The organism is Tropicimonas sp. S265A, from assembly GCF_049800835.1.
GTDB lineage: Bacteria > Pseudomonadota > Alphaproteobacteria > Rhodobacterales > Rhodobacteraceae > Dinoroseobacter.
Genome location: NZ_JBNAFU010000002.1, coordinates 291,952 through 316,383, shown reverse-complemented (window position 1 = coordinate 316,383; position 24,432 = coordinate 291,952). Strand labels below are relative to the sequence as shown.

The following is a 24,432-nucleotide window of genomic DNA, read 5'->3' as shown; positions in this document are numbered from 1 at the left end:
GACGCCCACCTTACCACCAGCGATCCGGCTTTGCCACAAACCCGGCTGCACGCTCCAGCGCGTAGGCGGTGTTCAGAAGATCGCCTTCTTCCCACGGACGGCCAATCAGTTGCAGACCCAGTGGCAATCCCTGCTTGTCCAGCCCCGCAGGCACCGCGATGCCAGGCAGCCCGGCGAGATTGACGGTGACGGTGAACACGTCGTTGAGGTACATCTGCACCGGATCCGCATCGCTCATCTCCCCCAGACCGAATGCGGCGGACGGGGTGGCAGGCGTCAGGATCGCATCGATCCCATCCGCAAAAACCGTGTCGAAATCCTGCTTGATCAACGTCCGCACGCGCCGCGCGCGGTTGTAATACGCGTCATAAAAGCCCGCCGACAGCACATAGGTGCCGATCATGATCCGGCGCTGCACCTCGGGGCCGAAGCCTTCGGCGCGGGTCTTTTCGTACATCTCGGTGATGCCGTCGCCCTGGGCCAGCTTGGCGCGATGGCCAAAGCGCACCCCGTCATACCGCGCCAGGTTCGAAGACGCTTCCGCAGGAGCGATCACGTAGTACGCGGGCAACGCGTATTTCGTGTGCGACAGGGTGATGTCGCGAATCTCCGCTCCCGCATCCCGTAGCATCTCGGTTCCGGTGTGCCAGAGCGCTTCGATCTCGTCGGGCATCCCGTCCATGCGGTATTCCTTGGGAATACCGATGACCTTGCCGCGGATATCGCCGGTCAGCATCGCCTCGAAATCCGGGACAGGCAGATCCGCAGAGGTGCTGTCCTTGGGGTCGTGCCCGGCCATTGTGCCAAGCATGATCGCGGCATCGCGCACGTCCTTGGTCATCGGGCCGGCCTGATCGAGCGATGAGGCAAACGCCACGATCCCCCAGCGCGAGCAGCGCCCGTAGGTCGGCTTCAATCCCGTGATCCCGACAAACGCCGCCGGTTGCCGGATAGACCCACCCGTGTCGGTGCCAGTCGCCGCAAGGCACAGATCGGCCGCCACGGCGGAGGCCGACCCGCCCGACGAACCGCCAGGCGTGAGCGCGGTATCCTCGTTGCCACGCCGCCACGGGTTGACCGCGTTGCCATAGGTCGATGTCTCGTTCGACGAACCCATCGCAAATTCGTCCATGTTCAGCTTGCCGAGCATCACGGACCCGGCGTCGAACAGGTTGGTCGTCACGGTGGATTCATATTGCGGCTTGAACCCTTCAAGGATCGCGGAGGCCGCCTGGGAGGACACGCCCTTGGTGCAGAACAGGTCCTTGATCCCCAGTGGGATGCCGGTCATCGCGGTCGCGTCGCCAGCCTTGATCCGCGCGTCTGCCGCTTTGGCCTGTTCCAGCGCAATCTCGGGCGTCTTGTGGACGAACGCGCCCAGAGCATCGGCAGCATCAACCTCGGCAAGGCAGGCTTGCGTCAGTTCGACGGAGGACACCTCACCAGAGGCAAGTTTGTCCCGTGCTTCGGAAATTTTGAGTGAACTTAGATCGGACATCGCGCTCACTCCACCACTTTGGGCACGGCGAAGAAGCCTTCGCGCGCGTCGGGGGCATTGGCCAGAACCTTGTCCTGCTGGTCGCCATCGGTGACCACGTCCGCGCGGCGTTTCAACTGCATCGGCGTCACGGAAGTCATAGGGTCTACACCCTCGACATCCACCTCGCCCAGCTGTTCGATGAAGCCAAGTATCGTGTTGAACTCTTGCGCAAGCGCGGGCAAGGCGTCGTCTTCGACCTTGATCCGGGCGAGCTTCGCGACCCGGCGCGCCGTCTCTGTATCAATGGACATGAATGAGGCTCCGTCTCAGGCGGCATGTCTGCGGTTTGGCCGGGTTTACCCGCCTCCCGCTGCACCCGCAAGACGCAGCAGTCACCGGAGATTGATCAATTTGCGCGCAACGCAGCCGCAGGCGCAGCAGCTGATCGCATGCCAGATGTCGATTTCACTGCCTGTTGTGTGGAAACCTGCTCAAATCGGCGGCGATGGGCGGGTTCTTGCACAGCTTGTTTCGCGCCCAGGTTGACTGCCGCGCCACTTATCCACACCGTTGAGCAGTCAGCGCGCAGTGTGTTCGGCCAGGTCTCGTGTCAGTGGCGCTGGTGCACTTCCTAAATGATCCGACAGCCCCGTGTGGAGGGATGCGAAATGAACATCAAGGAACCGATGGTCGCTGGACTGTTCGCCGGGCTTGTGTCGCTCGGGGCAACAGCGGCGACATTTGAACCCGACCCCGTATCCGGACCAAACATCCTCTCGGGGACCGAGGCGATGGGCGAGGTCGGGGATGCCGCCGTCGAACACCGCTATCCTGGTCTCAGCGATGCGCTGGGGGAGGTTACCTACCTTATCAGCAATGCGGACGCTCCGTCGGTGCCTGACGCGCCGACCACCGACCTGCTGTTCGAGCATGCCGCCCCGAACAACGTCGCAAGGGGCGGACCGATCACCATAAGCCCGCTGGACCGGACCTTTCACTAGGCAGACGCAGCCCCGTTGCGCTGACGAACAAGAGCCGCCCGGTAAACCTCGATCATCCAGCCAAGCATGATCCCGTTCAGAATGTGCCAAAGGAAATGCGTTCCGAGCGGAAGGTTCATGCACAGGGGCTCGTCGATCGACCGGGCCGTGAGCGAAACGCACAGGATAGCCGCCCCGATCGCGAGCCCCCACGCCGTGCGCGGGTCACGGTTTCGCAAGAGCACCGCGTAGGCCCCGATCAGGACCGGCAAAGGCCAGTAGAAAGACGAGATGCTAAAAAACGGCAGCGCCTCGAACACCGGCGTCAAGAGCGCAGAATACGGGATGTAGGCAGCGGTGCCCAAAGCCGCCGCCCAAAGCGACCAGCCCCAGTAGGTGCGGTTGGCAGCGAAGATATAGGTCAACGAGAACAACACGATCGGCGTCACATCCGCAATCGCGGCCCAGACCTGCGCATGGGTGTGAAAGAGGTAGCTGCCAATACCGATTGCCGCGAGCAGCGCGCAGAGCGTTACCGCCAGCGGCATGTTCTGGCCGCGCACGCGCCGCCACATGACATAGGCCGCCACGACAAACGCGAGGTTGGTGACCGCATTGACCGGCTCGGACCAGTAACTTGGATCCGTGCGCTCACAATAGCCATCGATCTGGCGCAGCAGGCCGTCCATCTGGCGTCTCCGGTTTGCCCAATGACCTTCAGGTAGGTCCGCGCGCAGAGGCGAACACCCCGCGCGGCGGTTTTCCCGGCCTCAGCCCTTCACGGCATGGTAAGCGCGCCTGTTATGGTGTTCTCAAACGTGCCGGTCTCGCGGTCGGTCAGGTTGGAGAAGCTGCCCCCGCCGGTCAGGCCTGTGGCCGCGCCGGCAGCACCTACCACGGTCCACTGTCCGGACAGCGCTCCGTTCGCCGCAAGACCCGTGACCTGCCAGTCCGTGATGACGGCTGTCTCCTCTTGGTTGGCGAACACGCAGTGCCCGGCCCCCGTCGCAGAGCCGCCACGGATCTCGATCGAGCCGAAACACTTTCCGGGCAGACCAGCCATCGGACTGTTTGGGTCGTTGGTGGCAAGCGGCTCATAGACGCCGACCGAGTGCATGACCATATGACCGTCGCCTAGAATGACGATCTCGTTCTGAGACTGACCCGCCCCGGTCCCCGACCCGTCAAACAGTTGCCCGGCCTGAGCGGTGCCGCACGCAAATACGGTCAGAATGACCGCGGAAATTCGTATCATGAGAAGTCCCCCGAAATAGTACTTTGGCAATTTTTGAAGAGCGCGTGAGTGCTGCCCCAAGCGGTAGGTACCACACGCGGACCGATCCGGCCTAATTCTTCTTCGCCCCAGGCGTTGCCCACCAGTCGCTTGACCGGCTCGGCAGGAGCGGCCACGCTGGAGAAAACCGGAGGAAACCATATGAAGATTACATGGCTGGGGCATGCGGGCTTTCGCATCGAAATCGGCGATCAGATCTTGCTTATCGACCCTTGGGTTTCGGGCAACCCCTCGTTCCCCGAGGACCGGCGCGCGGAGGCGATCTCAGGCGCGACGCATATCCTGATCACCCACGGTCATGGGGACCATTCCCCAGACGCGGTTGCCCTGTCGAAGGAAAGCGGCGCGCCCATCGTCGGCATCTACGATCTGATGACCTACTGGGCCGAGAGCGAGGGCGTCGATGTTGTCGGCTTCAACAAGGGCGGCACGGTGATGCTGGGCGATGTGGCGGTGACGATGGTCAACGCGGCGCACTCCTCCTCCATCGGGACGGATCACGGGCCGATGTATACGGGTGCGGAGGCCGGGTTCATGATCAAGGGCGACGGGCGCACGATCTATTTCTCGGGCGACACGGATGTGATGGCGGATATGAAGATCTTCAACGATCTGCACTTGCCTGAGATCGGCATCCTGTGTGCAGGCGGACATTTCACGATGGATATGGAGCGCGCGGCCTATGCCGCACGGACCTTCTTTGACTTCAAGACCGTGATCCCGTGCCACTACAAGACCTTTCCGATGCTGGCACAGTCGGCAGATGCCCTGAAAGATGGCTTGCCGGGTGTGGATGTGCGCACGCCTGAAGTGATGGAGACGATCGAGCTTTGAAAAAGCGCTGCGCGCGTGCCTCCGGCGGAGATCAGGCGCGCCTTGCTGCGAAAAAGTCCCTGAGCAATTTTTCCGCTTCGGACGCGGCAAGTCCTTCGTAGACCTCGGGGCTGTGGTGGGCCTGGGGATGGGAGAACACCCGAGCACCATGCGCGACCCCCCCTGACTTGGGATCGGATGCGGCATAGTAGAGCCGCGCAATCCGGGCGGCGGAAATCGCCGCGGCGCACATCGCGCAGGGTTCCAGCGTGACGTAGAGCGACGCGCCCGGCAGACGTTCGGAACGGGTCAGCGCACATGCCGCGCGCAGAACGAGAATTTCCGCATGTGCCGTGGGATCATTCAACTCTCGCGTGCGGTTTCCGGCACGGGCCAGTTCGGTGCCATCGGCTGCAAGAAGAACAGCGCCCACCGGTACCTCGCCGCGCTCTGCAGCGGCGCGGGCTTCGGACAATGCGATATCCATATGACTGCGAAACGGGCTCATAGGGTTAAGTGCTGGCGCGAATGCTCCGAATGCAAGGGGTTTTCGCGACGCGTTCGGCGGGCTATGGGCTGAACATGACCGACGAGACCCAACCCACAGAACGCATCGCCAAGTTCCTGTCGCGTGCCGGTGTTGCCTCCCGCCGTGACGCGGAACGCATGATCGAGACCGGCCGCGTGCGGGTAAACGGCAAGTTGCTGGACACGCCGGCGGTCAAGGTCGGCGCGACCGACAAGGTGGAGGTAGACGGCGCGGTCGTTGCGACGCCGGACGCCCCGCGCCTCTGGCGGTATCACAAACCCTCGGGCCTCGTGACGACGGCGAAAGACGAAAAGGGGCGCGCGACGGTGTTCGACGCCCTGCCCCCGGATCTGCCCCGCGTGATGTCGGTCGGGCGGCTGGATCTGAATTCCGAGGGGTTGCTGCTGCTGACCAATGATGGCGGGATCAAGCGCCGGCTGGAGTTGCCCTCCACCGGCTGGCTGCGCAAGTACCGGGTGCGCATCAAGGGTACGCCCCAAGAGTCCGACCTCGACCCGTTGCGCAAGGGGATCGAGATCGACGGCGAACGGTTTCAGGGCATGGATGTCCGGCTTGATCGCCAACAGGGCGCAAATGCCTGGCTGACCATCGGACTGCGCGAGGGCAGAAACCGCGAAATCAGGCGGGCGATGGAGGCCATCGGTCTGACGGTCAATCGCCTCATCCGCATTAGCTACGGGCCTTTCCGCCTCGGCGAGTTGAAACCCGGGGAAGTCGAAGAAATCAAGGGCAAGGTCCTGCGCGAGCAACTGGGTTTGGAAAAGGGGCAAGAGGTCGCCGCCTCCACACCCGGACCAAAACGCCGACGCAAAGCCCCGACGCGGCGCCCCCCTAGCAGGTAAGCCCAAGGCGTGAAGGGGGAAATTCTGTCTCATGCACGCCATGTAACCGCGCAATACTGTGCTTATATCGGAGCTAGGCAGTTTTGCGGGCTATGCCGCGCAGATGTACGCCATTAAGGTGCCAGAGCACGCGATTTGGGGGTCGGACATGGCAAACGGGGCTTTGGGACTGTTGGCGTTTGCGCTGCTTGCTGCGCTGATCGTCTATGTCGGCTTTGGCGGAGGCTTGTCATGAGCCAGCGCTTCGGCGGAAAATACAGCCCCGGCGCGCCGCGCACGGAAGGCCAACAAACACCCGCACGCCCCGCTGTGTCGACGCAGCGCACCCGTCTAGGGGCGCGTTCGAACGCGATGTTCGTCCTGCCCCTGCCCCTCGCGCTGACCGCCTTCGGCAAGGACGCCACCGGATTGGCCGTGTCGTTGGCGGCACTGGGGATCATGATCTTCGGCGCATTTCTGCTGCGCGAAGGCCTGAAGGCCGAAGAGGCTTATGACGTCCGCAAAGTTGCCAAACGCCCCGCGATCCCGCGCAAGATTTTTGCCGCGGCGCTCGTCGGGCTGGGGATCGGAATGGCGGTTGTGTCCAACGGTGCGGGCATGATCGGCGCCGGTTTGTTGGGCGCGGTTGGCGCAGGGCTGCACGTGCTGGCCTTCGGGCTCGATCCGCTCTCGGACAAAGGGGCGGAAGGGATCGACGAATTTCAATCCGCCCGTGTTGCGCGCGTCGTGGACGAGGCGGAGAAATATCTGGCCGAGATGTCGGATGCGATTTTGCGTGCTCGCGAACGCCCGCTCGAGCTGGCCGTGGAACAGTTCAAGACGTCCGCACGCGCGCTTTGCCGGCAGGTGGAAGAGGACCCGCGCGATCTGGCAGCGGCGCGCAAGTATCTTGGCGTCTACTTGATGGGTGCGCGGGACGCGACGGTCAAGTTTGCCGATTTCTACGCCGAAAGCCGCAACGCCGAGGCGCGCGAAGACTACCTTGCGCTTTTGCAAGACCTTGAAACGAATTTTGCCGCCCGCCGGGAGGCGCTCTTGCTCGATGACCGCACGGATCTGGATGTGGAGATCGAGGTGTTGCGAGACCGGCTGGCGCAAGAAGGCATAAAGACACCTGTTTGAGTGATTGGAGGGAAACCCTGATGTCCGATACCGTGCGCAGCAAGGCCGAGGCCGCTTTGAAAGAGGTCGAAGAGGTCACGATGGCCATTCTGCCGGAACCCGAGCAGGCACTTGTGCCGCTGGAACAGGCGCAGCCCCCGGTGGCAGAGAACATCCGAAAGGCGATGGGCGAAATCGACATGACCGACACGCAGTCGATCGTGCGGTTCGGGTCCGGCGCGCAGGCAGAGTTGCAGGAAATCAGTCAGGCCATGCTGGCAGACGTGCGCAACAAGGATGTCGGCCCCGCAGGCGACAGCCTGCGCAACATCGTGACCACCATTCGCGGTTTCTCAATCAGCGAACTGGACGTGAGGCGCAAGCAAAGCTGGTGGGAAAAACTGCTGGGCAGGGCCGCACCGATGGCGAAGTTCGCAGCAAAGTACGAAGATGTTCAAAGCCAGATCGACAAGATTACCGACAACTTGCTGGAACACGAGCACACTTTGCTCAAGGACATCAAATCGCTGGACAAACTCTACGAAAAGACGCTGACCTTCTACGACGAACTGGCCGTCTACATCGCGGCAGGGGACGCGAAGATCGCGGAACTGGACAGCACGATCATTCCGGCCAAGGAGGCCGATGTCGAAGCCGCGGCGGAAGACGACAAGGTCATGGTTGCCCAAGAGTTGCGCGACCTGCGCGCAGCGCGCGACGATCTGGAACGCAGGGTGCATGACCTGCGCCTGACACGGCAGGTCACGATGCAGTCGTTACCCTCGATCCGGCTGGTACAGGAAAACGACAAAAGCCTTGTCACCAAGATCAATTCCACGCTGGTGAACACGGTGCCGCTCTGGGAAACGCAGTTGGCCCAGGCCGTGACAATCCAGAGGTCACGTGAAGCGGCGGAGGCGGTCAAGGGGGCCTCCGACCTGACCAATGAGTTGCTGACGGCGAATGCAGAGAACCTGCGCGAAAGCAACAGGATTGTCCGCGAGGAGATGGAACGCGGGGTGTTCGATATCGAAGCGGTCAAATCCGCCAACGCAGAGCTTGTCGCCACGATCGAGGAAAGCCTTCAGATTGCGGACGAGGGCAAGGCCCGGCGGGCCGCCGCCGAGGAGGAACTGCAAAAAATGGAGGTCGAGCTGCGCGAGGCGCTGTCTGCCGCCAAGTCGCGCACGCCGGTCGCGGAGGGCAGCACTGCCTGATGCAAGTCGCCACGTGGCATAGGGGCTGGCACCGTTGGGCGCTTACCGTCTTGTCGGTGGCGGCACTTGCCGCGTGCGACCTGGCGACCGGGGCCGGACCAAGAACCAGCCCTGCCCCGGAGCCGCGCGTCGCACCGCCCGCTGCTTCCCAGGCGTCGGCAGACCTGGCGAGGTACTATGCACGACTGGCCCAACGCCAGACGGCACAAGGTTTATTGCGCACCGATGGTGGCGGACTGGACAGCCCTTTCGATGCCCGCGATCTGGCCCGAAACTTCGAACGTATCGCCCTGTTTGACGAATACACCTTGCGGGGTGGCCGTTTTGTCGCCCAGCAAAACGAAAGCCGCTTGCGCCGCTGGGACCGCCCGATCCGTGTGCAGCCCTATTTCGGGGACAGCGTCGCGCTTGAGGATCAGGCCGCAGCCACGAACGAATTGAGCGCGTTTGTCGACCGGCTCGCCATCGCCAGCCGGGCCGATATGCGCATGGCCACCTCCACGCCGAATTTCCATGTGCTGTTCCTGAGCGTTGACGAGATGGCGGAAGTCGGCCCGCTGATGCGCGACCTGGTGCCGGGGGTTGGGGACACGACGATCACCGACATCGCCACGATGCCGCGATCGACCATGTGTTCTGTCTACGCGTTTTCGGAAACCTCGTCGCCTGACCTGTATGTCGCCGCGGTCGCCGTGATCCGGTCGGAACATCCCTCCCTTCTGCGCAGTGCATGCATTCACGAAGAGGTCGCGCAAGGCATGGGTCTGGCCAATGACAGCCCCGTGGCCCGACCGTCGATTTTCAATGATGATGACGAGTTCGCGCTCCTGACCGCGCAGGACGAACTGCTGCTTCGGATGCTGTATGACCCGCGGTTGGAACCCGGCATGACCCCTGCCGATGCTCGCCCGATCGTCGACCGGATCGCACGCGAGCTGATGGGAGAGACCAGTTGAGTGAAAGGATCTATCCATGAACATTTTTGATTTCCTGTCGGGCCAGTTCATCGACGTGATCCACTGGGTGGATGACACCCGCGACACGATGGTCTGGCGGTTCGAGCGTCAGGGCCACGAGATCAAGTACGGCGCAAAGCTGACCGTGCGCGAAGGCCAGTCCGCGGTGTTCGTTCATGAGGGGCAGCTGGCGGATGTGTTCACACCCGGGCTCTACATGCTCGAGACGAATAACATGCCGATCATGACCACGCTTCAGCATTGGGATCACGGTTTCCGCAGCCCTTTCAAATCCGAGATCTATTTCGTCAACACGACGCGCTTCAACAACCTGAAATGGGGCACCAAGAACCCGATCATGCTGCGCGATCCCGAGTTCGGACCAACCCGTATCAGGGCTTTCGGGACGTACAGTGTGCGGGTAACGGATCCGGCGCGGTTCCTGACCGAGATCGTGGGCACAGACGGCGAGTTCACCTCGGACGAAATCACCTTTCAGATCCGCAACATCATCGTGCAGGAGTTCAGCCGCGCGATTGCCGGGTCGGGCATTCCGGTGCTCGACATGGCGGCGAACACGCGGGATCTGGGCAAGCTGGTGGCGGATGCAATTTCGCCGCAGATTGCAGAATACGGGATGACCGTGCCCGAACTTTACATCGAGAACATCTCATTGCCCCCAGCGGTCGAAGCTGCGCTCGACAAGCGCACGTCAATGGGTATCGCGGGTGACTTGGGACGGTACACGCAATACTCCGCTGCCGAAGCGATGACCGAGGCCGCGCGCGCAGGCGGCGACAGCGGCATGGGAGCAGGCATCGGCGCGGGTATGGGCATGGCAATGGGTGCACAGATGGCGCAAGGTCCGTGGGGCGCGCGCGCAGCCCCTGCCCCGATGGCCCCACCCCCGCCGCCAGTGGAACATGTCTGGCACATCGCGCAGGCCGGCCAGACAAAAGGCCCCTATTCCAAGGCTGACATGGGCCGCATGGCAGCGGATGGCACGCTGACGCGCCAGAGCCATGTCTGGACACCCGGGCAGGACGGCTGGATGCGCGCCGAAGATGTGCAGGAACTGGCGCAACTGTTCACCGTGCTGCCACCGCCCCCCCCGGAGGACTGAGGCACGTTGTGACGGACTTTGCACCTCCGCCGGCCCCGGCGGTTGAAGAACACCGATTTCCCTGCACCGCGTGTGGCGCTGACCTCCGCTTCGCCCCCGGCGCGGACCAGATGGTCTGCGACCATTGCGGAAACACCCAGAAATTAGGCGTTTTCGGGCCTTGGGCCGCCAGCAGCGCGTTGCGCGAGATCGACTATCTGGAAACGCTTCGGTCCGGGGCCGCGGACGCCGCAGACGAAGAAGTGACCCGCGTTCTGTCGTGCACCAACTGCGGTGCACAGGTGGAGTTTCAACCCGAGGTCCACGCCGCCGAATGCCCCTTCTGCGCCACGCCCGTGGTCACCGACACCGGCACGCACAGACACATCAAACCCGCTGCAGTGATCCCGTTCGAGATGTCGGAAGACGCGGCAAAGCAGGCGATGACGGATTGGCTCGGGCGGCTTTGGTTCGCACCCAACGGATTGCAGGAGTATGCCCGCAAGGGGCGCAAGATGTCGGGCATCTACGTGCCGTACTGGACCTACGATGCGCGCACCGACAGCCGCTATCGGGGGCAGCGCGGCACCGTTTACTACGTGCAGGCGACGCGCGTCGTGAACGGCAAACGCGTCGCCACACGGGAAGCGCGGGTACGCTGGCGCGCGGCGTCCGGCCATGTCGCGCGCGCCTTTGACGATGTGCTGGTGCTGGCCGCGAGGAGCCTGCCCAAGCGGTTCACCGATGCGCTTGCCCCGTGGGACCTGTCCGCGCTGATCCCTTATACTCCCGAACCTCTCGCCGGGTTTCGGGCCGAAGGCTACACAGTCCCCCTCGAAGAAGGGATGGCCGAAGCCCGCGCGTACATGGATCGCGTCATCGCCCGGGATGTACGCATGGATATCGGCGGGGATCGCCAGCGGATCGACGCGATCGACACGCGGGTGTCCGATGTAACGTTCAAGCACATTCTGCTGCCGGTCTGGGTTGCGGCTTACCGCTACGGCGGGAAGAGTTATCGGTTCGTCGTCAACGGGCAGGACGGAAAAGTCTCGGGCGAGCGCCCTTATTCCGCAGTCAAGATCGCCTTGGCCGTGATTGCGCTTGTCATCCTCGGGGCGGCTCTGGCATATGGCTCTGCCGTACAGCAAGGTTGAACGGATGGGTTCACGCACAGTTTTCTGACTGTTTGCGCTGGCAAAAACCACGCCGGTATCAGATGGTGCAGGCCGGAAAAGAAGCCGATTGGGTATGCGGCGATATCGCCGCCCGGAGGGGGTTAGAATGATCATCTGCGCAGGCGAGGCCCTGATCGACATGCTGCCACGCGCACTTGGCGACAGCACCGGGTTTCTACCGGTGCCCGGCGGGTCGGTGTTCAACACGGCGATTGCATTGGGGCGACTGGACACGGATGTCGGCATGGTGACAGGTCTGTCGCGCGACATGTTCGGTGACCTGTTGCTGAGCGGGCTTGTAGCAAGCGGCGTCGACGCGGCGGACACCGTGTTTTCGGATCGCCCGACAACCCTTGCATTCGTAACGCTTGTGGACGGGCAGGCGCGGTACGCGTTCTACGACGAGAATACCGCAGGGCGCATGTTGCAACCCGGCGACATGCCAAACCTGCCGGAGGACGCGCGCGCGGTGTTCGTTGGCGGCATAAGTCTTGCAGTGGAGCCCTGCGCGGCCGCGTACGAGGCAATGGTTGCGCGTGCCGGCGATCGTGTCGTGATGCTTGACCCCAACATTCGGCCTGATTTCATTGCGGATGAGGCGATCTTTCGCGCACGGATGGACCGGCTGCTCGCACGCGCGGACCTTGTCAAAGCTTCCGACGAGGATCTCGCGTGGCTGACCGGCGCATCAGATGTCGACCTTGGCGCGGCGGACCTGCTCGGGCGCGGTGCGAAAGTGGTTCTGATCACCGAAGGGGCAGATGGAGCGCGCGCGATCACCGCACGCGGCACCGTATCGGTTCCCGGCCACGTGGTCGAGGTCGCGGATACGGTCGGCGCTGGGGACACGTTCAACGCCGGTGTCCTTGCAGCGCTGGACCGCGCCGGCCTGCTGTCACGCGGGGCGTTGGCAGACATCTCGGATGATGCCCTGACAGCGGCGCTGAACCTTGGCGTGCAGGCCGCCGCGGTCACGGTCAGCCGCGCCGGAGCAAACCCGCCCTGGAGCGACGAACTTTGAGGGCTCTGGTCCAGCGCATCGCGCAGGCCGAAGTCGCCATAGGGGAGGATGTTATCGGCAAAAGCGGGCCGGGTCTGCTGATCCTTGTCTGTGCGATGCAGGGCGACGATGCGGCGATCGCGACATCGCTTGCCGCGAAAATCGCGAAACTCAGGGTGTTCAAGGACGAGGGCGGCAAGATGAACCGCGCGCTTCTGGACACCGGCGGCAGCGCCTTGGTGGTGAGCCAGTTCACACTTGCTGCGGACACGAGACGCGGCAATCGACCGGGATTTTCGGCGGCGGCGACGCCGACTGAGGGCGAGGCGCTGTATATTGCCTTCGCTGATGCATTGCAGGCGCAGGGTATCGGGGTCGAGACAGGGTCTTTTGGCGCGGATATGCAGGTCAGTCTGGTCAACGACGGGCCCGTGACCATCTGGTTGGATACGGATGCGACGTAATCCCGTATCGGCGTGAAGACTGTCCACGAAACGACGCATCAAGGCAGCCCAAATCAGACATTTTTGCGGCATTAACTTGGCGTTGATCAAACAGGGTGTTTATCTGCGGGTGGCTATCGAAGGACACTCGCCTTGCCCGATTTCGGAGTTTCGCACCTCCTCTCGACAGTTCCGGATTTTCTGTTCGCGGCAACGCTTGCGACAGCCGGGCTGCATGGGTCTGCTCTCTCCGAAATCGCGGCGGATGGTCCGGTTCTGCCCCGGGACGGCGCGGTGTTTGAACGCGCTTACCTGTCTGCCGACGTGCCGTACGAGACGCGAGGGGACAAGCGCTCACAACGGATCGAAGCCAAGGAACACACGCTGAGCGATGACGTGAACACCGCTGGCCGCACCCTATGGTATGCATTTTCGGTCTACGTTGACCCAAGCACTGTTTTGCCGCGGCGCGATGCAGGCGCACACACGGCGAAACTCTCTGTCGCACAGTTTCATCAGCGCGATGCAGAGGACAGGTCCGACAAACCCGCCCTGATGTTCTATCTCGCCCCTGACGGGGATCTGCTGGCGCATTTCGAGCAGGCGGTGGGCAAGCGCGCCTATACGCTGGTTGATGGCGGGCAAGCGGGCGACGCGGCCAAAGGCCAGTGGATCGATGTGGTGGTAGGTGCGAAATGGGGATGGCAGTCCGCGTGGACGGAGTTTTGGGTCCGAACGGGAGATGAGGCAGAATATTCACTTGCCGCGCGGGATTTAGGGCCAAACACGTCGACCGGGCAGATCTATTTCAAGTACGGACTGTACCGGTCGTTCCTGGAACGTGACCCGGGCTTGGGAGAGACCGATGCGCTGGCCTACTACGACGCGGTACGTCGCGGCGACCGTTTCGACGCGGTGCGGTTGCCGCCTCTGCCCGTCACCCGGCATCAGGCCCAAGCCGTGACAGGATCGGACAGGCGTGTACCGGAGCTGAACTAGAAGGCGGACGCCTCTTCCGCGATATCAGAGAGGAGTTCCTGCACCTGCTGCATGGGGCCGTCTTCGTAGGTTCGGTGGCCGATGAAGACCTCTCCGTCGCGGTCGACGACGAAAATACCGTACGGACAGTGCACGATGTTCATCGGGTCAGCCTCCATCACCTTGCGAGACAGCGTAGCAGAGCAGAACTGGAACACCTGCGCTGCATCGAAGAGCAGAACGTCACTGCCTACATCGCCCGCCGTGCGCGCAAGCATGTCGCCGACGTGGCTGACATGATCAATCACCAGACCCTTGCCCACAATTGCTGTCTCAAGGCCGAACGCGGCATCCTCGAAACTGCCATCGTATGAGTAGGTGATCACGTCGTCCCCCGCGAGCGCCGGCAGCGCCAAAAGGCCGGACAGAACGATGCCAAACAGGGACTTCATGGTGTGAACTTTCCTTGGAGCCGGCCCGCAGCGCTGCAGGCCGGCATGGTTCTGGTGGATCAGCCGAACATGTCCGTCGTGATCCCGGCATACCAGCCGAGGCTTTCCTCATAAGTGGCCTTGCGCAGCGCCGCATCCTCCCCGGTTTCGGAAATGAAGCCGGACGTCTTGGCGATCTTCTCTTCCGTGGCCTCATAGGATGCGCCGACCTTGACCCCGTCATCGGTGTCGATCAGCGACCAGCACGTGTTGGAGAATTTCGCCGGGAACATCCGCGAACCGGTCAACGCATTCCGCACGGCCATGGCCGCAACCTTGGCTTGCGAGTTGGCGGAATAGCCGGATTTCGGCATATCGCCCTGCTGGCTGGCATCACCCAGAACATGGATGTTCTCGTCCATCCGGCTCTGCATCGTGGCGGGCACGACCGGCGCCCATCCCGCCTCGTTCGTGATACCCGCGATCTCGGCTATCCGGCCCGCTTTCTGACCGGGAATCACATTGCAAACATCGACGCTTTCGACCGTACCATCGACGACCACCTCCATCGCGTCCGGACGGATCTCGATGATATCACCGCCAAAGTCAGGACCGATCCGGTCGATCATGCCGGCATAGTGATTGTTCCAGCCTTCCTCGAACAAGCCTTGTTTGGAGAACTTTTCCTTCGGGTCGATGATCAGGATTTTCGCGGTCGGATTGATGTTCTTGAGGGTGTGCGCGACCATCGAGACCCGCTCGTACGGGCCGGGCGGGCACCGATAGGGGTTGGGCGGCGCGACCATCGCGTAGGTACCGCCTTCGGGCATCGCCTCGATCTGCGCCTTGAGCAATTTGGCCTGCGTGCCGCCCTTGTAGGCGTGGGGCATCGCGTCCTGATCGGCCAGCGTCCAGCCCGGCACGCTTTCCTCACGGAAATCGATCCCGGGGCTGAGGACCAGACGATCATACGGCAGGACACCACCACCTGCGAGCGACACGGTCTTGGCATCGCGGTCCACCCCGATCGCCCAGTCGTGGACGACATTGATCCCATAGTCGGAGGCCAGGGTGCCATAGCTGTGACCGAGATCGTCGTATTCCTGGAACCCGCCGAGATAGAGGTTCGAAAAGAAGCATGTGTAGTAGGTGCGTGTCGGTTCGATCAACGTGACATCAATGCCACCCTGGCTGTCCTTGGCGATGTAGCGCGCTGCGGTCGCCCCCCCGGCACCCCCACCGACGACAACCACCCTTGGCGTCGCCTGCGCGCCCAGCATGGGTGCAGCCAAAGTCGCCGAGGCTGCGACCGTCGTCCCGATAAATGTTCTGCGTGTGACTGTCATGGTCTTCCCTCCCGAAAACCGACCCCGGCCAACTCAGTCGGGGTCTTTGAAATATGCGGCAAGCGCCGCGATCTCCTCGTCCGATAGGCGGCCCGCGATCATCTGCATCACGGGATGCGGCCGGATCTTTTGCTTGTACGCGTGTAATGCCACCACAAAATCGTCTTCAGGCCAAAAGGTTATTGAGGGAATCCCCTGATCCGAGCCATCTTTTTGGTGGCAAGTCGTACATTCGGACGAAAGATACGCGCCGTATTCCCGATCTCCCTCCATCGCCAGGATTTCCGGCGCAAGATCAGGATCGCTCGGCAATGCCGTTGGTTCCGCCTCGGGGATGTCCCGCGGCGAAGCTGAGAAATCGCGCATATAGGCAATCACATCGGCGCGATCCTGCGGGTCCTTGAGCCCACGAAAGCTCATCCGTGTGCCTGACACGAGAATGCGCGGGTTCTCCAGATAGATGCTCAGCTTGTCGAAGGTCCAGGTCAGGCCGTCCGCGCCCTGACGGAGCATGTCCGGTGAGTATCGAAACTCTTGGATCGCACCTGCACGACGGCCGAAAATCTCGTTCAGATGCGGCCCGACCCGGTTTTCCGCGCCCGGGCCGATTTGATGGCAGCCCGAACACTGGCGAAAGATGCGCTCGCCATTCTCAACGTCTCCGATCTCCTCGGCCACCGCGCCCCACGGGAGCAGAAAGACAAGGCCAACCGCCAGTGCCCCACAGGTCTGCAAGATCGCGCCCACCACGCTCATTCGTAGGTCGAGAGATAGGCAATGATCGCGTCGAGGTCTTCATCGCTTCGCAGCCCGGCGAAGGACATCTTGGTACGGGGCATGAACTCCTTTGGCTTGGCAAGGAACGCGCGCAGGTTTTCCGCATCCCAGACAAGACCATTTTCGGCCATGTCCATCAGCGGCTTTGAATAGCGGAACCCATCGACGAGGCCGGCCTCGGAGCCCACAATCCCGTTCAGGACAGGGCCGACGCGGTTCTTTGCGCTGTCGCCCACCTGATGACACGCCTTGCATTTCTTGAACACGGTCTCCCCGGCTGCAACGAGCGCGGGGTCGGCTGCAACCATCGCAACCTCGACCGGGGCCTCGGTGGGCGTTTCGGCGGGGGCTTCGGCTTCCGGTGACTTCGCGGCACCGGCGGCATTCGCAGCGATTTCACGATTGATCCGCGCGACCGCATCCTGAGGCGTTACGTCGAGCACGGCGGCCCGCATCGTAATCTCCACGCTGTCCTTGCAATCGGTCATGCAGGGCTCAGTCCGCCACTGCGGATACTCCGTTTCTGCCCGGTCATCGACGATGAAGCCGTCCGCATTGGGCATTTCAACCTCCAGAAAGTTTTCGTGGCTCAGCACGAAGTCATCATCCACGAGGAAGTTGGAATACAGGATGTAGGCGACGATCGCATAGGTTTCGTCATGGGTGAGTGTCTGGGCACTGCCAAACGGCATGGACCGGTGTACGTAATCCCAAGCGGTCGAGAGATAGGGCCAGTAAGATCCGACGGTTTTCACCGGGTCGGCGTCCGCCAGAGTGTCTTCGCCCCCGGCAAGCTCAGGCCAATTGCCGACACCCTCTGCAAATTCGCCGTGGCACACCGCACAATTGGCGGAAAACAACTCCTCGCCCTCGGCCACGGACCCTTGTCCCGGCGGCAGACCGGTTCCGTCCGGACGCACGTCCAGATCCCACGCCGCGACCTCCGCCTCCGTGGCCGGTCGCCCAAGCCCGAGCTGTTCGGCAACGGACGGTCCCGCGCCCAACGCAACCGAGACCGCCGCGCACAAAACTGTCTTAGGAAACTTCGACATTTTCAGCCTCCCCGTTCGGTTTGATCCACCAGGTCTGGATGCAGTTGTTATGGTAGATGGAATTTTCGCCGCGCACTTCGCGCAACTGATCCTTGGTCGGCTGGACGTAGCCGGTCTCGTCGATGGCGCGGGATTGAAGAAGCATTTCCTCACCATTCCAGTCGGTGTCGAGGTAAAACCGAGTAAGCGCCATCTTCTCTCCGGGTTTGGCAAGGCGGGCCGTTTCCCAGGTCTTGCCCCCATCTTTTGAGACATCGACGCGGGTAATCGCCCCGTGCCCGGACCAGGCAAGGCCGGTGATCACAAGCGGGCCCTTGCCATGCATGATCGGAGCTTGCGGGCTGGGCGATGTAACGATGGACTTGGCGTCCATGACCCATGTCCACTTGCGCGATGTGCCGTCTTCGAGCGTGTCGGTGTACTTGGAGGTTTCTTCGCGGCTTTCGATCGGCGCATCGGTCACTTCGACCCGGCGCAGCCATTTGACCCAGAGGTTCCCCTCCCAGCCCGGCACAACAAGACGTACGGGATAGCCGTGTTCCTTACGCAGGGCCTCGCCATTGGCCTTGAACGCGACCAACACGTCATCCAGCGCCTTCTCCAGCGGGATGGAGCGTCCGTTGGACGACGCGTCCGCGCCCTCGACATAGATCCATTTGCCCTCGGTTTCGGCGGAAATGCCCGCTTCGTTCAGCAGCGCGCGCAGCGGCACGCCGGTGTATTCCATGTTATGGATCATGCCATGGGTGAACTGCGCGCCATTCAGCTGTGCGCCCGCCCATTCCATTCCTGTGTTGGCCGCACATTCACAGAAGTAGACGTGGTTTTCGCGAGGGAAGCGCTCGAGATCTTCGTAGGTAAAGACCAGAGGCGTGTCGACCAACCCATTGATCATCAGCCGATAATCCTGCTTGCGCAACTCGATCGCACCCGAGTGATGCCGCTCGAACGCGCATCCCTGAGGGGTGATCGTTCCATCCAGCGCGTGGATCGGGGTGAAGTTGATCGAGCTGATTGTATCGGCCGTAAGCCATTCGACATTTCGGCGCACGACATCCTTTTCGAACCTGATCGGCAACCCGTAGGGCGTGGCATCCACGCCATCGCCCAGACCTTGCGCCCATTCCTGCTTTTCCAGAATCAGCGGGTCGCCTTCGGCCTGTGCCTGCCCTGCGGCGGCGGCGGCCGCGCCAGCTGCGACACCGCCCTTCAAAAACGCGCGGCGGCTGGTGGATTTCATCGGGGAATCGTCCATTTCATCCTCCCTTTTCCTCTCAAACCCTTATATTCAAATGTTTGAATAAATAAAGGGTCAGCTTGTCTCAGGTCCGGTGTCGCAAGCTCAGGTGCCGACGACCGTGACGCTCATGTTCGGGTCCACGCTCACCGTGCCCTTGCGCTTGATGTAACTCTCAACCACGTCCCAGATCGGGGGGCCCTCGGTGCCCTCGTTGACGCTGGCCCACCCGGACACGACGTAGGTCTTCTGCGGATCGACCGCCTCGCCGGTCTTGAGGATCGTCATCTCCGTGATCCGATCCCCCTGCGGCTTCGACACGTCGATGCGGTAGCCCATACCGCCCACACGCACCATGTCACCGCCCTGTTGATAGTACGGATCGGGGTTGAACAGGTTGTCGGCCACATCTTCGAGAATGGTGTGAATCAACTCCCCGGTCATTTCGGTGCGATACGCATTGGGATAGCTCATCGCTGTGGCGTTGAAGAGATCCTCGCGCGTGATCGGGTCACCCGGAAGTAGGCTTGGGCCCCAGCGGAACCCGGGGCTCAGGGCGATGTCGGCCTCCCGCTCGTCGATCAGCGCGTTGCAGATCAGATCGTCCCAGGTGCCGTTGAAATTGCCCCGCCGGAACAGGAGGCTGTCTGTGGTGCCCAGAACCTCCTCAAGCTCGGCTTTGAAAGGGGCACGCTCGGCCTCGACCATCGCGGTCATGGCGGGGTCCGGCGCAATAACGTCCGAGAAAATCGGGATCAGTTTGTGCGCAAATCCCTGCACAGCGCCGTCTCGCACATCCAGATCGAGCCGCGTGACGAACTTGCCGTTCGAACCGGAGGCGATCAGCAGCGTGTTGTTGACGTTGATCGGTTCCGGCAAAGCGTCGTGGGTATGCCCGGTCAGGATGACGTCGATCCCATCGACGCGCCCGGCAAGCTTGCGGTCCACATCGAAGCCGTTGTGGCTCAGGACCACAACGCAATCAGCCCCCGCATCGCGCGCCTCCTGCACGACTTCGGCCATGCGTTCTTCACGAATACCGAAGCTGAGATTGGGGAACATCCAACCGGGGTTGGCGATCGGCATGTACGGGAACGCCTGCCCGATCACGGCGATTTTCGCCCCACCCCGCTCAAACATCTTGTAGGGCTCGTACGCGGGTTCGTCCCATTCCGCATCAAAGATATTCGCGCCAAGGAATGGGAAGGTCAGATCATTGTCGACAATCTCCGTCACCCGGTCGATGCCGAGGGTGAATTCCCAGTGGCTGGTCATGGCATCAGGCTTCAGCGCATTCATCAGGTTGACCATGTCCTGACCGTTTGTTTGCAGCGCCGTATAGCTGCCCTGCCATGTGTCGCCGCCATCGAGAAGCAGCGCGTCCGGACGATCGGCGCGGATCGCGTTGATCACGGTAGAAACGCGGTCGAGCCCCCCCATCCGGCCATAGGTTTTGGCCATGGCGACAAAGTCAGGATAGGTCAGCGCATAGGCCCACGGGCTGCCGGGGTCGATGTTGAAAAGCTTGCGAAAATCCTCGCCCGTGACATGCGGTGGCAGGCCATCGACCTCCCCGACACCGAGGTTGATCTCCGGTTCGCGGAAATAGAGAGGACGAATTTGGGCATGAATGTCGGTGATGTGGATCAGCGTGACATTGCCGGTCGTGTCAAAGCCCAGAAGATCGTCCTGGCTCAGCACCTGCTGAGCGGCGAGCCTCGACCAGTTGCCAATGCCAGACGCCCCGTAGAGCGCCGAGGCGGCAACGGTGGCTTGAAGAAAATCGCGGCGGGAAATCATGTCTCGCTCCTGCTTGTCGTCAGGCAAACCTGGGCCATGGGCCAGACAGAAATGTCTGACCGTAGCGCAGGCTTACGGGTGTCCGGGGTTCATGGATGGGGGAGGCGCGCGAGGCGCCTCCCCCAAGAGATTTAGTTACGCACCGAGGGGGCTTCGACCGAAAGGCCGTTGCCGCGGGAGGCGACGTAGAGCTCAAGTGCAATGAACTCGGGGGAGCCTTCGGCGAAGGTTTCTGCCCGCGTGTCGCGCACGCATCCGCGGAAGCGGTTGTGCTGGGTGATTAGGTTGGCTTGCTTGAGACGATACACGGGGAAGCCGTTGGTCATCCCCATGCTCAGATGGTCCGCCCGGATGTAGTTGTCGTAGTTGTCCTCATGGCAGTTCGCGCAGGACAATTCCAACTGACCGTACCGGGTGTAGTACATCTCCTTGCCCTTTTCCCACGTCGATTGGGCGGGACCGTCGATTTGCACGTTGACCGGCATGCCGCGCGACTGGAGCGAGATCAGCGCATTCATGTTCAGCATCGGCTGGGCCTTCCAGCCCCACGCGTCCGCCTCCATACGATTTGTCCGGCAGTCGTTGACATACATCTCCATCGTCCAGACTTCGCCCGCTGCCTCGTTATACTTGGGCAGTTCCGCGCGCAGGCCCGCGAATGTATCCGGCTCCCCATGACAATCTGCGCAAGACTTGCCGGCGGCACCTTCGGCGGTGTTCCAGCTGTCCAGCCCCTGATCTACAAAAACCATGCCGGGGTTATCGAAATCGTCCATTTGCAGAGCCTGCGTCTCCGGGGTCCGAAACGTCCAGCCGGAGCGGATGACATCCATGTTTTCCAGATGCGCCGGAGCCTCGGTCTTGGTGACCATCTCGATCTCGCCATTGATGACCAGCTTGTCATCCGCTTCAGCAAGGGCCGCGACGGTGCCCAGGGACAGGCCGACCAGAGCCGTGGCCAATCCCAGGGTGCCTTTGAGCGACGGTGTGTTCATGCGTTTCCTCCCAAACGCGGTCTCCGAAGAGACCGCTTTACCTTCAACCGATCGCAATCGACTTCGTTTCCTCGTAAACCGATCCATCATCGTCATACCACGTGAAGACGAAATCCCCGGCTTCGGGAACCTTCGCGTCAAACTCGAAATACGGGTTTGTCGAGATTGCCGGCTCCATGGTGACGTCAATCACGGTCTCTCCGTTGAACGATGCCGTAAACCGGTTGATGATCGAACGCGGAATGGTGTTACCTTCCTTGTCCTTGCGCTGACCCGACTCCATCTTGTGGCTGATCAGGGTCTTGATCGTGATCACCTCGCCGGCCGAGGCCGACTTGGGGACTTTAACGCGGGGTTTTACACCTTTAGCCATGTGTCTTGCCTCCTGTGGGTTAGCCGCCGCAGCCGCCGATTGTTACTTTGACAGTGCTCGTGGCCTGCGCGAACGAACCGTCGGCCATTTTGGCGATCGCGACGACGTCCTGTGTGCCCGCGAGGCGAATGCGTGTGGACGCCGACTGGTCGCCTGCGAGAGGGCCAAAGCTGAACTTGGCCACAGGCGGGGTCGGGTTGCCCAGTGCCAGCACGAGGATTTCAGTCGCGCCGGGCGCGCTCACGCTGATTGGCACCGTGTTGCCGTTTTCGGCGATTTCAGGCGCGGTCAGGCTCACGCCGCCCGAGCCGATTTCTGCGCCGCCGGTAAAGGCCTCGATCTCGGCCTCGCCCGCAGCGAAAACGGTCCCCGGCAGTGCTGCAGCAAGAGCCGCACCAGCGCCGATCACCAAAGTGTCGCGTCGTGTCAGGGTCATTCGGTCACTCCTTTTCATGGGTAATCCCGCAGGATCACTCCTTCAGGGTCAGTAGGTAGGCGACGACATCTTCGACCTGTTGCGCGGTCAGAAGCGTCGACAGTTGCTCAGGCGCAGCGGCCTTGCCAGTGTAGGCATCCCCGGGACGGATGTAGCCGCTATCCTTGTAGAAGGCGGGCATGATCGTGCCCTCGAAGGTCAGTTTTGCATTGGCGACAAGCCCGCGCAGTTGCGCTTCGGACCAGCGGTCGCCCGCCCCGTCGAGGCTGGGGCCAACCTCTCCGTGGAAGGGAATGTCGTCCATTTCTGAGTTTGCGTGACATGCCACGCAGTTGCCAAGGGACCGCGCCCCGAGCACTTCGCGTCCGGCCACCGGGTCGCCCGGGGTTCCGGTCAGGGATGCTTCGATCTCACCATACTCGGTATACGCAACAGCGTCCGGGGCGACCCCTTCGGCGGTGGCGGTTGTTGCGAAGGCCAATGCGGCAACGGTGCCGATCAGAATGTGGCGCTTCATGCGGTTCCTCCCAGAATGTTCCTCACGGTTACGTTAGCCGTGGTATGCCAACGCATGCAACAAAAAATTCCAATTCTTGCATGTGTTGCATTGCAGCATTTCAGATGCAGATTATATCATGAGGCTTTTCAGGTTGTTACACTTCCTGTGCACGACTGCGGTCTACTGTTCCGCGAACCGCCGGGCGAGGTATTTTTGGAAAGGCTCGTCTGTTTGATAGCCTTCTTCAAGCACCCACTCGAGCATGTAGCGAGTCGTCGCTTTCTCGAATGCGCCGGGCATGATTGCCGCTGCGGCCTGCTGGGCGGACACGCCTTCTGGAACCTCTTCGGGAAAGAACATCATGGTGGGCGTGAACAAGGCCCCCCATTTCTGGACGATGTCTTTCTCCGCCAGGGCTTCCCCGTCAAAATCGGTGACCTCGACATCCCCGAACATGTTTATCTGCACGACGTAGAACCGGTCATTCAGCAACGCATCAATCGTCGGATCGGGAAAAACCGTCTCATGCATACGGGTGCAGTAGATGCATCCCCTTTGTTCGATAATCAGGGCAAGCCGCTTGCCTTCGGCTGTGGCATCGGCCAGGTCCTCGCGCAGGTCTTTGAACGTGTCATGCATCCAGGTGGCTTTGTGCAATCCGTCATCGCCGAGTTCGGCAGCGCCCGATGCGCTGGCCCACAGAAGCGTCAGTCCAGCCAGAATCAGGTGTTTCATTGTCTTTCTCCCCCAAAAGGTGATCAGCGCAGCGTGCCGATGTCCGGCGCAATCGTCAGCATCCACTGCGCGATGTAATTCACGGAATTCGTCGCGATCAGCACGCCGAACACGATCAGCAAAACGCCCATGACCTGTTCGATCCGACCCAGATAGGGACGAAATCGCTGGGTCCAGCGCAAGAATGGTCCGATAAACGCGGCAGCCAGCACAAACGGAAACGTCATGCCCAACCCATAGACGAACAGTAAAAGCGCCCCCTGCCCTGCCGTTTCAGACCCTGCGGCGGTGAAAAGGATCGCTGCAAGAACCGGTCCGACACACGGGGTCCACCCAAAAGCAAAGGCAAGCCCCACGACATACGCCCCAACCAACCCCATGGTGCCCGCGGTATCCGCATCGGCGCGTAATTGGCGGTAGAGGATCGGAATACGCACGACCCCCAGAAAATGCAGGCCCATCGCGATGATGATTGCCGCCGCACCAAACCTCAGCACGTCCATCCAGTCGCGAACGGCCTGACCGAATGCGCTAGCCGTCGCGCCGAGCGCCATGAAAATCGTAATCACTCCGGCGGAAAAAAGAATGGCTGACACAACGGCGCGTCGGCGCACCGATGGAGACAGGGTCTGACTGTGTTGCAACTCGTTCATGCCCACCCCGGCCATGTAGCACAGGTAGAACGGCACAATCGGCAGGATACAGGGCGTCAGAAACGACAGCAGGCCCGCGACCCCGGCCCCTATGAGCGAGACATCGAACACCTCGGCAGCTTCCTTGATCAATTCACATATTCAAATTAGGTTATTTGTCAGAA

The 24,432-nt window shown here is 61.8% G+C and carries 29 protein-coding genes; 12 read left to right on the top strand and 17 right to left on the bottom strand.

Features of this window, described 5'->3' with window-relative positions; genetic code table 11:
* Positions 1 to 10 precede the first annotated feature (10 nt).
* The gene (gatA, locus tag ACP15N_RS09185) at positions 11 to 1,498 is read right to left on the bottom strand and encodes an Asp-tRNA(Asn)/Glu-tRNA(Gln) amidotransferase subunit GatA (RefSeq protein WP_425091942.1); all 1,488 of its coding nucleotides are present in this window, start codon (positions 1,496 to 1,498) and stop codon (positions 11 to 13) included.
* 5 nt (positions 1,499 to 1,503) lie between these two features.
* Positions 1,504 to 1,791 (bottom strand): Asp-tRNA(Asn)/Glu-tRNA(Gln) amidotransferase subunit GatC, encoded by a 288-nt coding sequence (gene gatC, locus ACP15N_RS09180; protein ID WP_425091941.1) that lies wholly within the window; start codon positions 1,789 to 1,791, stop codon positions 1,504 to 1,506.
* A 357-nt stretch (positions 1,792 to 2,148) separates the two neighbouring features.
* Between gatC and ACP15N_RS09175 the strand changes: the two genes are divergently transcribed.
* Entirely contained in the window at positions 2,149 to 2,481 is a 333-nt protein-coding gene (locus ACP15N_RS09175; RefSeq protein ID WP_425091940.1) for a hypothetical protein, read from the top strand.
* Here ACP15N_RS09175 and ACP15N_RS09170 read toward each other — a convergent pair.
* Positions 2,478 to 3,149, bottom strand: coding sequence for a ceramidase domain-containing protein (locus ACP15N_RS09170; protein WP_425091939.1), 672 nt, complete (start codon positions 3,147 to 3,149; stop codon positions 2,478 to 2,480). The two genes, ACP15N_RS09175 and ACP15N_RS09170, sit on opposite strands and share 4 nt — an antisense overlap.
* An 89-nt stretch (positions 3,150 to 3,238) precedes the next feature.
* A complete protein-coding gene (locus ACP15N_RS09165) occupies positions 3,239 to 3,715 on the bottom strand; it encodes a hypothetical protein (RefSeq protein WP_425091938.1) in 477 nt (158 codons plus the stop codon).
* Positions 3,716 to 3,895: 180 nt separating this feature from the next.
* On the opposite strand from ACP15N_RS09165, the gene ACP15N_RS09160 reads away from it, so the two are divergent.
* Positions 3,896 to 4,588, top strand: a complete 693-nt coding sequence (locus ACP15N_RS09160) for a metal-dependent hydrolase (protein ID WP_425091937.1) — start codon at positions 3,896 to 3,898, stop codon at positions 4,586 to 4,588.
* A 31-nt stretch (positions 4,589 to 4,619) separates the two neighbouring features.
* Here the strand turns inward: ACP15N_RS09160 and ACP15N_RS09155 are convergent, their stop codons facing one another.
* Positions 4,620 to 5,075, bottom strand: a complete 456-nt coding sequence (locus ACP15N_RS09155) for a nucleoside deaminase (protein WP_425091936.1) — start codon at positions 5,073 to 5,075, stop codon at positions 4,620 to 4,622.
* 74 nt (positions 5,076 to 5,149) lie between these two features.
* Between ACP15N_RS09155 and ACP15N_RS09150 the strand changes: the two genes are divergently transcribed.
* The 10 genes from ACP15N_RS09150 to ACP15N_RS09105 all read left to right on the top strand — a co-directional run bounded on the left by ACP15N_RS09150 (position 5,150) and on the right by ACP15N_RS09105 (position 13,955).
* Complete coding sequence (locus ACP15N_RS09150) at positions 5,150 to 5,959, top strand: pseudouridine synthase (RefSeq protein ID WP_425091935.1); 810 nt, start codon at positions 5,150 to 5,152, stop codon at positions 5,957 to 5,959.
* A 103-nt stretch (positions 5,960 to 6,062) separates the two neighbouring features.
* Entirely contained in the window at positions 6,063 to 6,194 is a 132-nt protein-coding gene (locus tag ACP15N_RS09145) for a hypothetical protein (RefSeq protein ID WP_425091934.1), read from the top strand.
* Entirely contained in the window at positions 6,191 to 7,081 is an 891-nt protein-coding gene (locus ACP15N_RS09140; protein ID WP_425091933.1) for a 5-bromo-4-chloroindolyl phosphate hydrolysis family protein, read from the top strand. The genes ACP15N_RS09145 and ACP15N_RS09140 overlap by 4 nt, the downstream gene beginning before the upstream one ends.
* Positions 7,082 to 7,101: 20 nt before the next feature.
* Positions 7,102 to 8,277 carry a toxic anion resistance protein gene (locus tag ACP15N_RS09135; RefSeq protein WP_425091932.1) on the top strand — a complete coding sequence of 392 codons (1,176 nt, stop codon included), beginning with the start codon at positions 7,102 to 7,104 and terminating at the stop codon, positions 8,275 to 8,277.
* On the top strand, positions 8,277 to 9,233 hold the full coding sequence (locus ACP15N_RS09130; RefSeq protein ID WP_425091931.1) for a DUF2927 domain-containing protein: 957 nt from the start codon (positions 8,277 to 8,279) through the stop codon (positions 9,231 to 9,233). The genes ACP15N_RS09135 and ACP15N_RS09130 overlap by 1 nt, the downstream gene beginning before the upstream one ends.
* A gap of 16 nt (positions 9,234 to 9,249) precedes the next feature.
* Positions 9,250 to 10,356, top strand: coding sequence for an SPFH domain-containing protein (locus tag ACP15N_RS09125; RefSeq protein WP_425091930.1), 1,107 nt, complete (start codon positions 9,250 to 9,252; stop codon positions 10,354 to 10,356).
* An 8-nt stretch (positions 10,357 to 10,364) separates the two neighbouring features.
* Positions 10,365 to 11,492 (top strand): primosomal protein N' (replication factor Y) - superfamily II helicase, encoded by a 1,128-nt coding sequence (locus ACP15N_RS09120; RefSeq protein ID WP_425091929.1) that lies wholly within the window; start codon positions 10,365 to 10,367, stop codon positions 11,490 to 11,492.
* 127 nt (positions 11,493 to 11,619) lie between these two features.
* Positions 11,620 to 12,534: a carbohydrate kinase family protein gene (locus ACP15N_RS09115; RefSeq protein ID WP_425091928.1), complete on the top strand. Its 915-nt coding sequence runs from the start codon at positions 11,620 to 11,622 to the stop codon at positions 12,532 to 12,534.
* Entirely contained in the window at positions 12,531 to 12,977 is a 447-nt protein-coding gene (gene dtd, locus ACP15N_RS09110) for a D-aminoacyl-tRNA deacylase (protein WP_425091927.1), read from the top strand. Before ACP15N_RS09115 ends, dtd begins: the two co-directional genes overlap by 4 nt.
* Positions 12,978 to 13,109: 132 nt before the next feature.
* Positions 13,110 to 13,955, top strand: coding sequence for a heparin lyase I family protein (locus ACP15N_RS09105; protein WP_425091926.1), 846 nt, complete (start codon positions 13,110 to 13,112; stop codon positions 13,953 to 13,955).
* On the opposite strand, the gene ACP15N_RS09100 is transcribed toward ACP15N_RS09105, so the two are convergent.
* From ACP15N_RS09100 to ACP15N_RS09045, 12 genes are all read right to left on the bottom strand, one after another.
* Positions 13,952 to 14,386, bottom strand: coding sequence for a DUF302 domain-containing protein (locus ACP15N_RS09100; RefSeq protein ID WP_425091925.1), 435 nt, complete (start codon positions 14,384 to 14,386; stop codon positions 13,952 to 13,954). The genes ACP15N_RS09105 and ACP15N_RS09100 overlap by 4 nt on opposite strands.
* Positions 14,387 to 14,445: 59 nt before the next feature.
* Positions 14,446 to 15,711, bottom strand: a complete 1,266-nt coding sequence (locus ACP15N_RS09095; RefSeq protein ID WP_425091924.1) for an FCSD flavin-binding domain-containing protein — start codon at positions 15,709 to 15,711, stop codon at positions 14,446 to 14,448.
* Between the two features lie 33 nt (positions 15,712 to 15,744).
* On the bottom strand, positions 15,745 to 16,467 hold the full coding sequence (locus ACP15N_RS09090; protein ID WP_425091923.1) for a c-type cytochrome: 723 nt from the start codon (positions 16,465 to 16,467) through the stop codon (positions 15,745 to 15,747).
* Complete coding sequence (locus ACP15N_RS09085; protein ID WP_425091922.1) at positions 16,464 to 17,540, bottom strand: c-type cytochrome; 1,077 nt, start codon at positions 17,538 to 17,540, stop codon at positions 16,464 to 16,466. Before ACP15N_RS09085 ends, ACP15N_RS09090 begins: the two co-directional genes overlap by 4 nt.
* Positions 17,524 to 18,795 carry a sulfite dehydrogenase gene (soxC, locus tag ACP15N_RS09080; protein WP_425091921.1) on the bottom strand — a complete coding sequence of 424 codons (1,272 nt, stop codon included), beginning with the start codon at positions 18,793 to 18,795 and terminating at the stop codon, positions 17,524 to 17,526. Before soxC ends, ACP15N_RS09085 begins: the two co-directional genes overlap by 17 nt.
* A gap of 87 nt (positions 18,796 to 18,882) precedes the next feature.
* Positions 18,883 to 20,577 (bottom strand): thiosulfohydrolase SoxB, encoded by a 1,695-nt coding sequence (soxB, locus tag ACP15N_RS09075; protein WP_425091920.1) that lies wholly within the window; start codon positions 20,575 to 20,577, stop codon positions 18,883 to 18,885.
* Between the two features lie 131 nt (positions 20,578 to 20,708).
* Positions 20,709 to 21,572 (bottom strand): sulfur oxidation c-type cytochrome SoxA, encoded by an 864-nt coding sequence (gene soxA, locus ACP15N_RS09070; RefSeq protein WP_425091919.1) that lies wholly within the window; start codon positions 21,570 to 21,572, stop codon positions 20,709 to 20,711.
* Between the two features lie 43 nt (positions 21,573 to 21,615).
* A complete protein-coding gene (gene soxZ, locus ACP15N_RS09065) occupies positions 21,616 to 21,945 on the bottom strand; it encodes a thiosulfate oxidation carrier complex protein SoxZ (RefSeq protein WP_425091918.1) in 330 nt (109 codons plus the stop codon).
* Between the two features lie 19 nt (positions 21,946 to 21,964).
* A complete protein-coding gene (gene soxY, locus ACP15N_RS09060; protein WP_425091917.1) occupies positions 21,965 to 22,381 on the bottom strand; it encodes a thiosulfate oxidation carrier protein SoxY in 417 nt (138 codons plus the stop codon).
* A gap of 34 nt (positions 22,382 to 22,415) precedes the next feature.
* Entirely contained in the window at positions 22,416 to 22,898 is a 483-nt protein-coding gene (gene soxX, locus ACP15N_RS09055; RefSeq protein WP_425091916.1) for a sulfur oxidation c-type cytochrome SoxX, read from the bottom strand.
* A gap of 162 nt (positions 22,899 to 23,060) precedes the next feature.
* Positions 23,061 to 23,615, bottom strand: coding sequence for a thioredoxin family protein (locus ACP15N_RS09050; protein WP_425091915.1), 555 nt, complete (start codon positions 23,613 to 23,615; stop codon positions 23,061 to 23,063).
* Between the two features lie 23 nt (positions 23,616 to 23,638).
* The gene (locus ACP15N_RS09045; protein WP_425092117.1) at positions 23,639 to 24,379 is read right to left on the bottom strand and encodes a cytochrome c biogenesis CcdA family protein; all 741 of its coding nucleotides are present in this window, start codon (positions 24,377 to 24,379) and stop codon (positions 23,639 to 23,641) included.
* Positions 24,380 to 24,432 lie beyond the last annotated feature (53 nt).

What these genes read in the sequence shown, in the direction of transcription:
- gatA (WP_425091942.1), bottom strand. Translation starts at nt 1,498, where the DNA reads ATGTCCGATCTAAGTTCACTCAAAATTTCCGAAGCACGGGACAAACTT.
- gatC (WP_425091941.1), bottom strand. Translation starts at nt 1,791, where the DNA reads ATGTCCATTGATACAGAGACGGCGCGCCGGGTCGCGAAGCTCGCCCGG.
- ACP15N_RS09175 (WP_425091940.1), top strand. Translation starts at nt 2,149, where the DNA reads ATGAACATCAAGGAACCGATGGTCGCTGGACTGTTCGCCGGGCTTGTG.
- ACP15N_RS09170 (WP_425091939.1), bottom strand. Translation starts at nt 3,149, where the DNA reads ATGGACGGCCTGCTGCGCCAGATCGATGGCTATTGTGAGCGCACGGAT.
- ACP15N_RS09165 (WP_425091938.1), bottom strand. Translation starts at nt 3,715, where the DNA reads ATGATACGAATTTCCGCGGTCATTCTGACCGTATTTGCGTGCGGCACC.
- ACP15N_RS09160 (WP_425091937.1), top strand. Translation starts at nt 3,896, where the DNA reads ATGAAGATTACATGGCTGGGGCATGCGGGCTTTCGCATCGAAATCGGC.
- ACP15N_RS09155 (WP_425091936.1), bottom strand. Translation starts at nt 5,075, where the DNA reads ATGAGCCCGTTTCGCAGTCATATGGATATCGCATTGTCCGAAGCCCGC.
- ACP15N_RS09150 (WP_425091935.1), top strand. Translation starts at nt 5,150, where the DNA reads ATGACCGACGAGACCCAACCCACAGAACGCATCGCCAAGTTCCTGTCG.
- ACP15N_RS09145 (WP_425091934.1), top strand. Translation starts at nt 6,063, where the DNA reads ATGTACGCCATTAAGGTGCCAGAGCACGCGATTTGGGGGTCGGACATG.
- ACP15N_RS09140 (WP_425091933.1), top strand. Translation starts at nt 6,191, where the DNA reads ATGAGCCAGCGCTTCGGCGGAAAATACAGCCCCGGCGCGCCGCGCACG.
- ACP15N_RS09135 (WP_425091932.1), top strand. Translation starts at nt 7,102, where the DNA reads ATGTCCGATACCGTGCGCAGCAAGGCCGAGGCCGCTTTGAAAGAGGTC.
- ACP15N_RS09130 (WP_425091931.1), top strand. Translation starts at nt 8,277, where the DNA reads ATGCAAGTCGCCACGTGGCATAGGGGCTGGCACCGTTGGGCGCTTACC.
- ACP15N_RS09125 (WP_425091930.1), top strand. Translation starts at nt 9,250, where the DNA reads ATGAACATTTTTGATTTCCTGTCGGGCCAGTTCATCGACGTGATCCAC.
- ACP15N_RS09115 (WP_425091928.1), top strand. Translation starts at nt 11,620, where the DNA reads ATGATCATCTGCGCAGGCGAGGCCCTGATCGACATGCTGCCACGCGCA.
- ACP15N_RS09100 (WP_425091925.1), bottom strand. Translation starts at nt 14,386, where the DNA reads ATGAAGTCCCTGTTTGGCATCGTTCTGTCCGGCCTTTTGGCGCTGCCG.
- ACP15N_RS09095 (WP_425091924.1), bottom strand. Translation starts at nt 15,711, where the DNA reads ATGACAGTCACACGCAGAACATTTATCGGGACGACGGTCGCAGCCTCG.
- ACP15N_RS09090 (WP_425091923.1), bottom strand. Translation starts at nt 16,467, where the DNA reads ATGAGCGTGGTGGGCGCGATCTTGCAGACCTGTGGGGCACTGGCGGTT.
- ACP15N_RS09085 (WP_425091922.1), bottom strand. Translation starts at nt 17,540, where the DNA reads ATGTCGAAGTTTCCTAAGACAGTTTTGTGCGCGGCGGTCTCGGTTGCG.
- soxC (WP_425091921.1), bottom strand. Translation starts at nt 18,795, where the DNA reads ATGGACGATTCCCCGATGAAATCCACCAGCCGCCGCGCGTTTTTGAAG.
- soxB (WP_425091920.1), bottom strand. Translation starts at nt 20,577, where the DNA reads ATGATTTCCCGCCGCGATTTTCTTCAAGCCACCGTTGCCGCCTCGGCG.
- soxA (WP_425091919.1), bottom strand. Translation starts at nt 21,572, where the DNA reads ATGAACACACCGTCGCTCAAAGGCACCCTGGGATTGGCCACGGCTCTG.
- soxZ (WP_425091918.1), bottom strand. Translation starts at nt 21,945, where the DNA reads ATGGCTAAAGGTGTAAAACCCCGCGTTAAAGTCCCCAAGTCGGCCTCG.
- soxY (WP_425091917.1), bottom strand. Translation starts at nt 22,381, where the DNA reads ATGACCCTGACACGACGCGACACTTTGGTGATCGGCGCTGGTGCGGCT.
- soxX (WP_425091916.1), bottom strand. Translation starts at nt 22,898, where the DNA reads ATGAAGCGCCACATTCTGATCGGCACCGTTGCCGCATTGGCCTTCGCA.
- ACP15N_RS09050 (WP_425091915.1), bottom strand. Translation starts at nt 23,615, where the DNA reads ATGAAACACCTGATTCTGGCTGGACTGACGCTTCTGTGGGCCAGCGCA.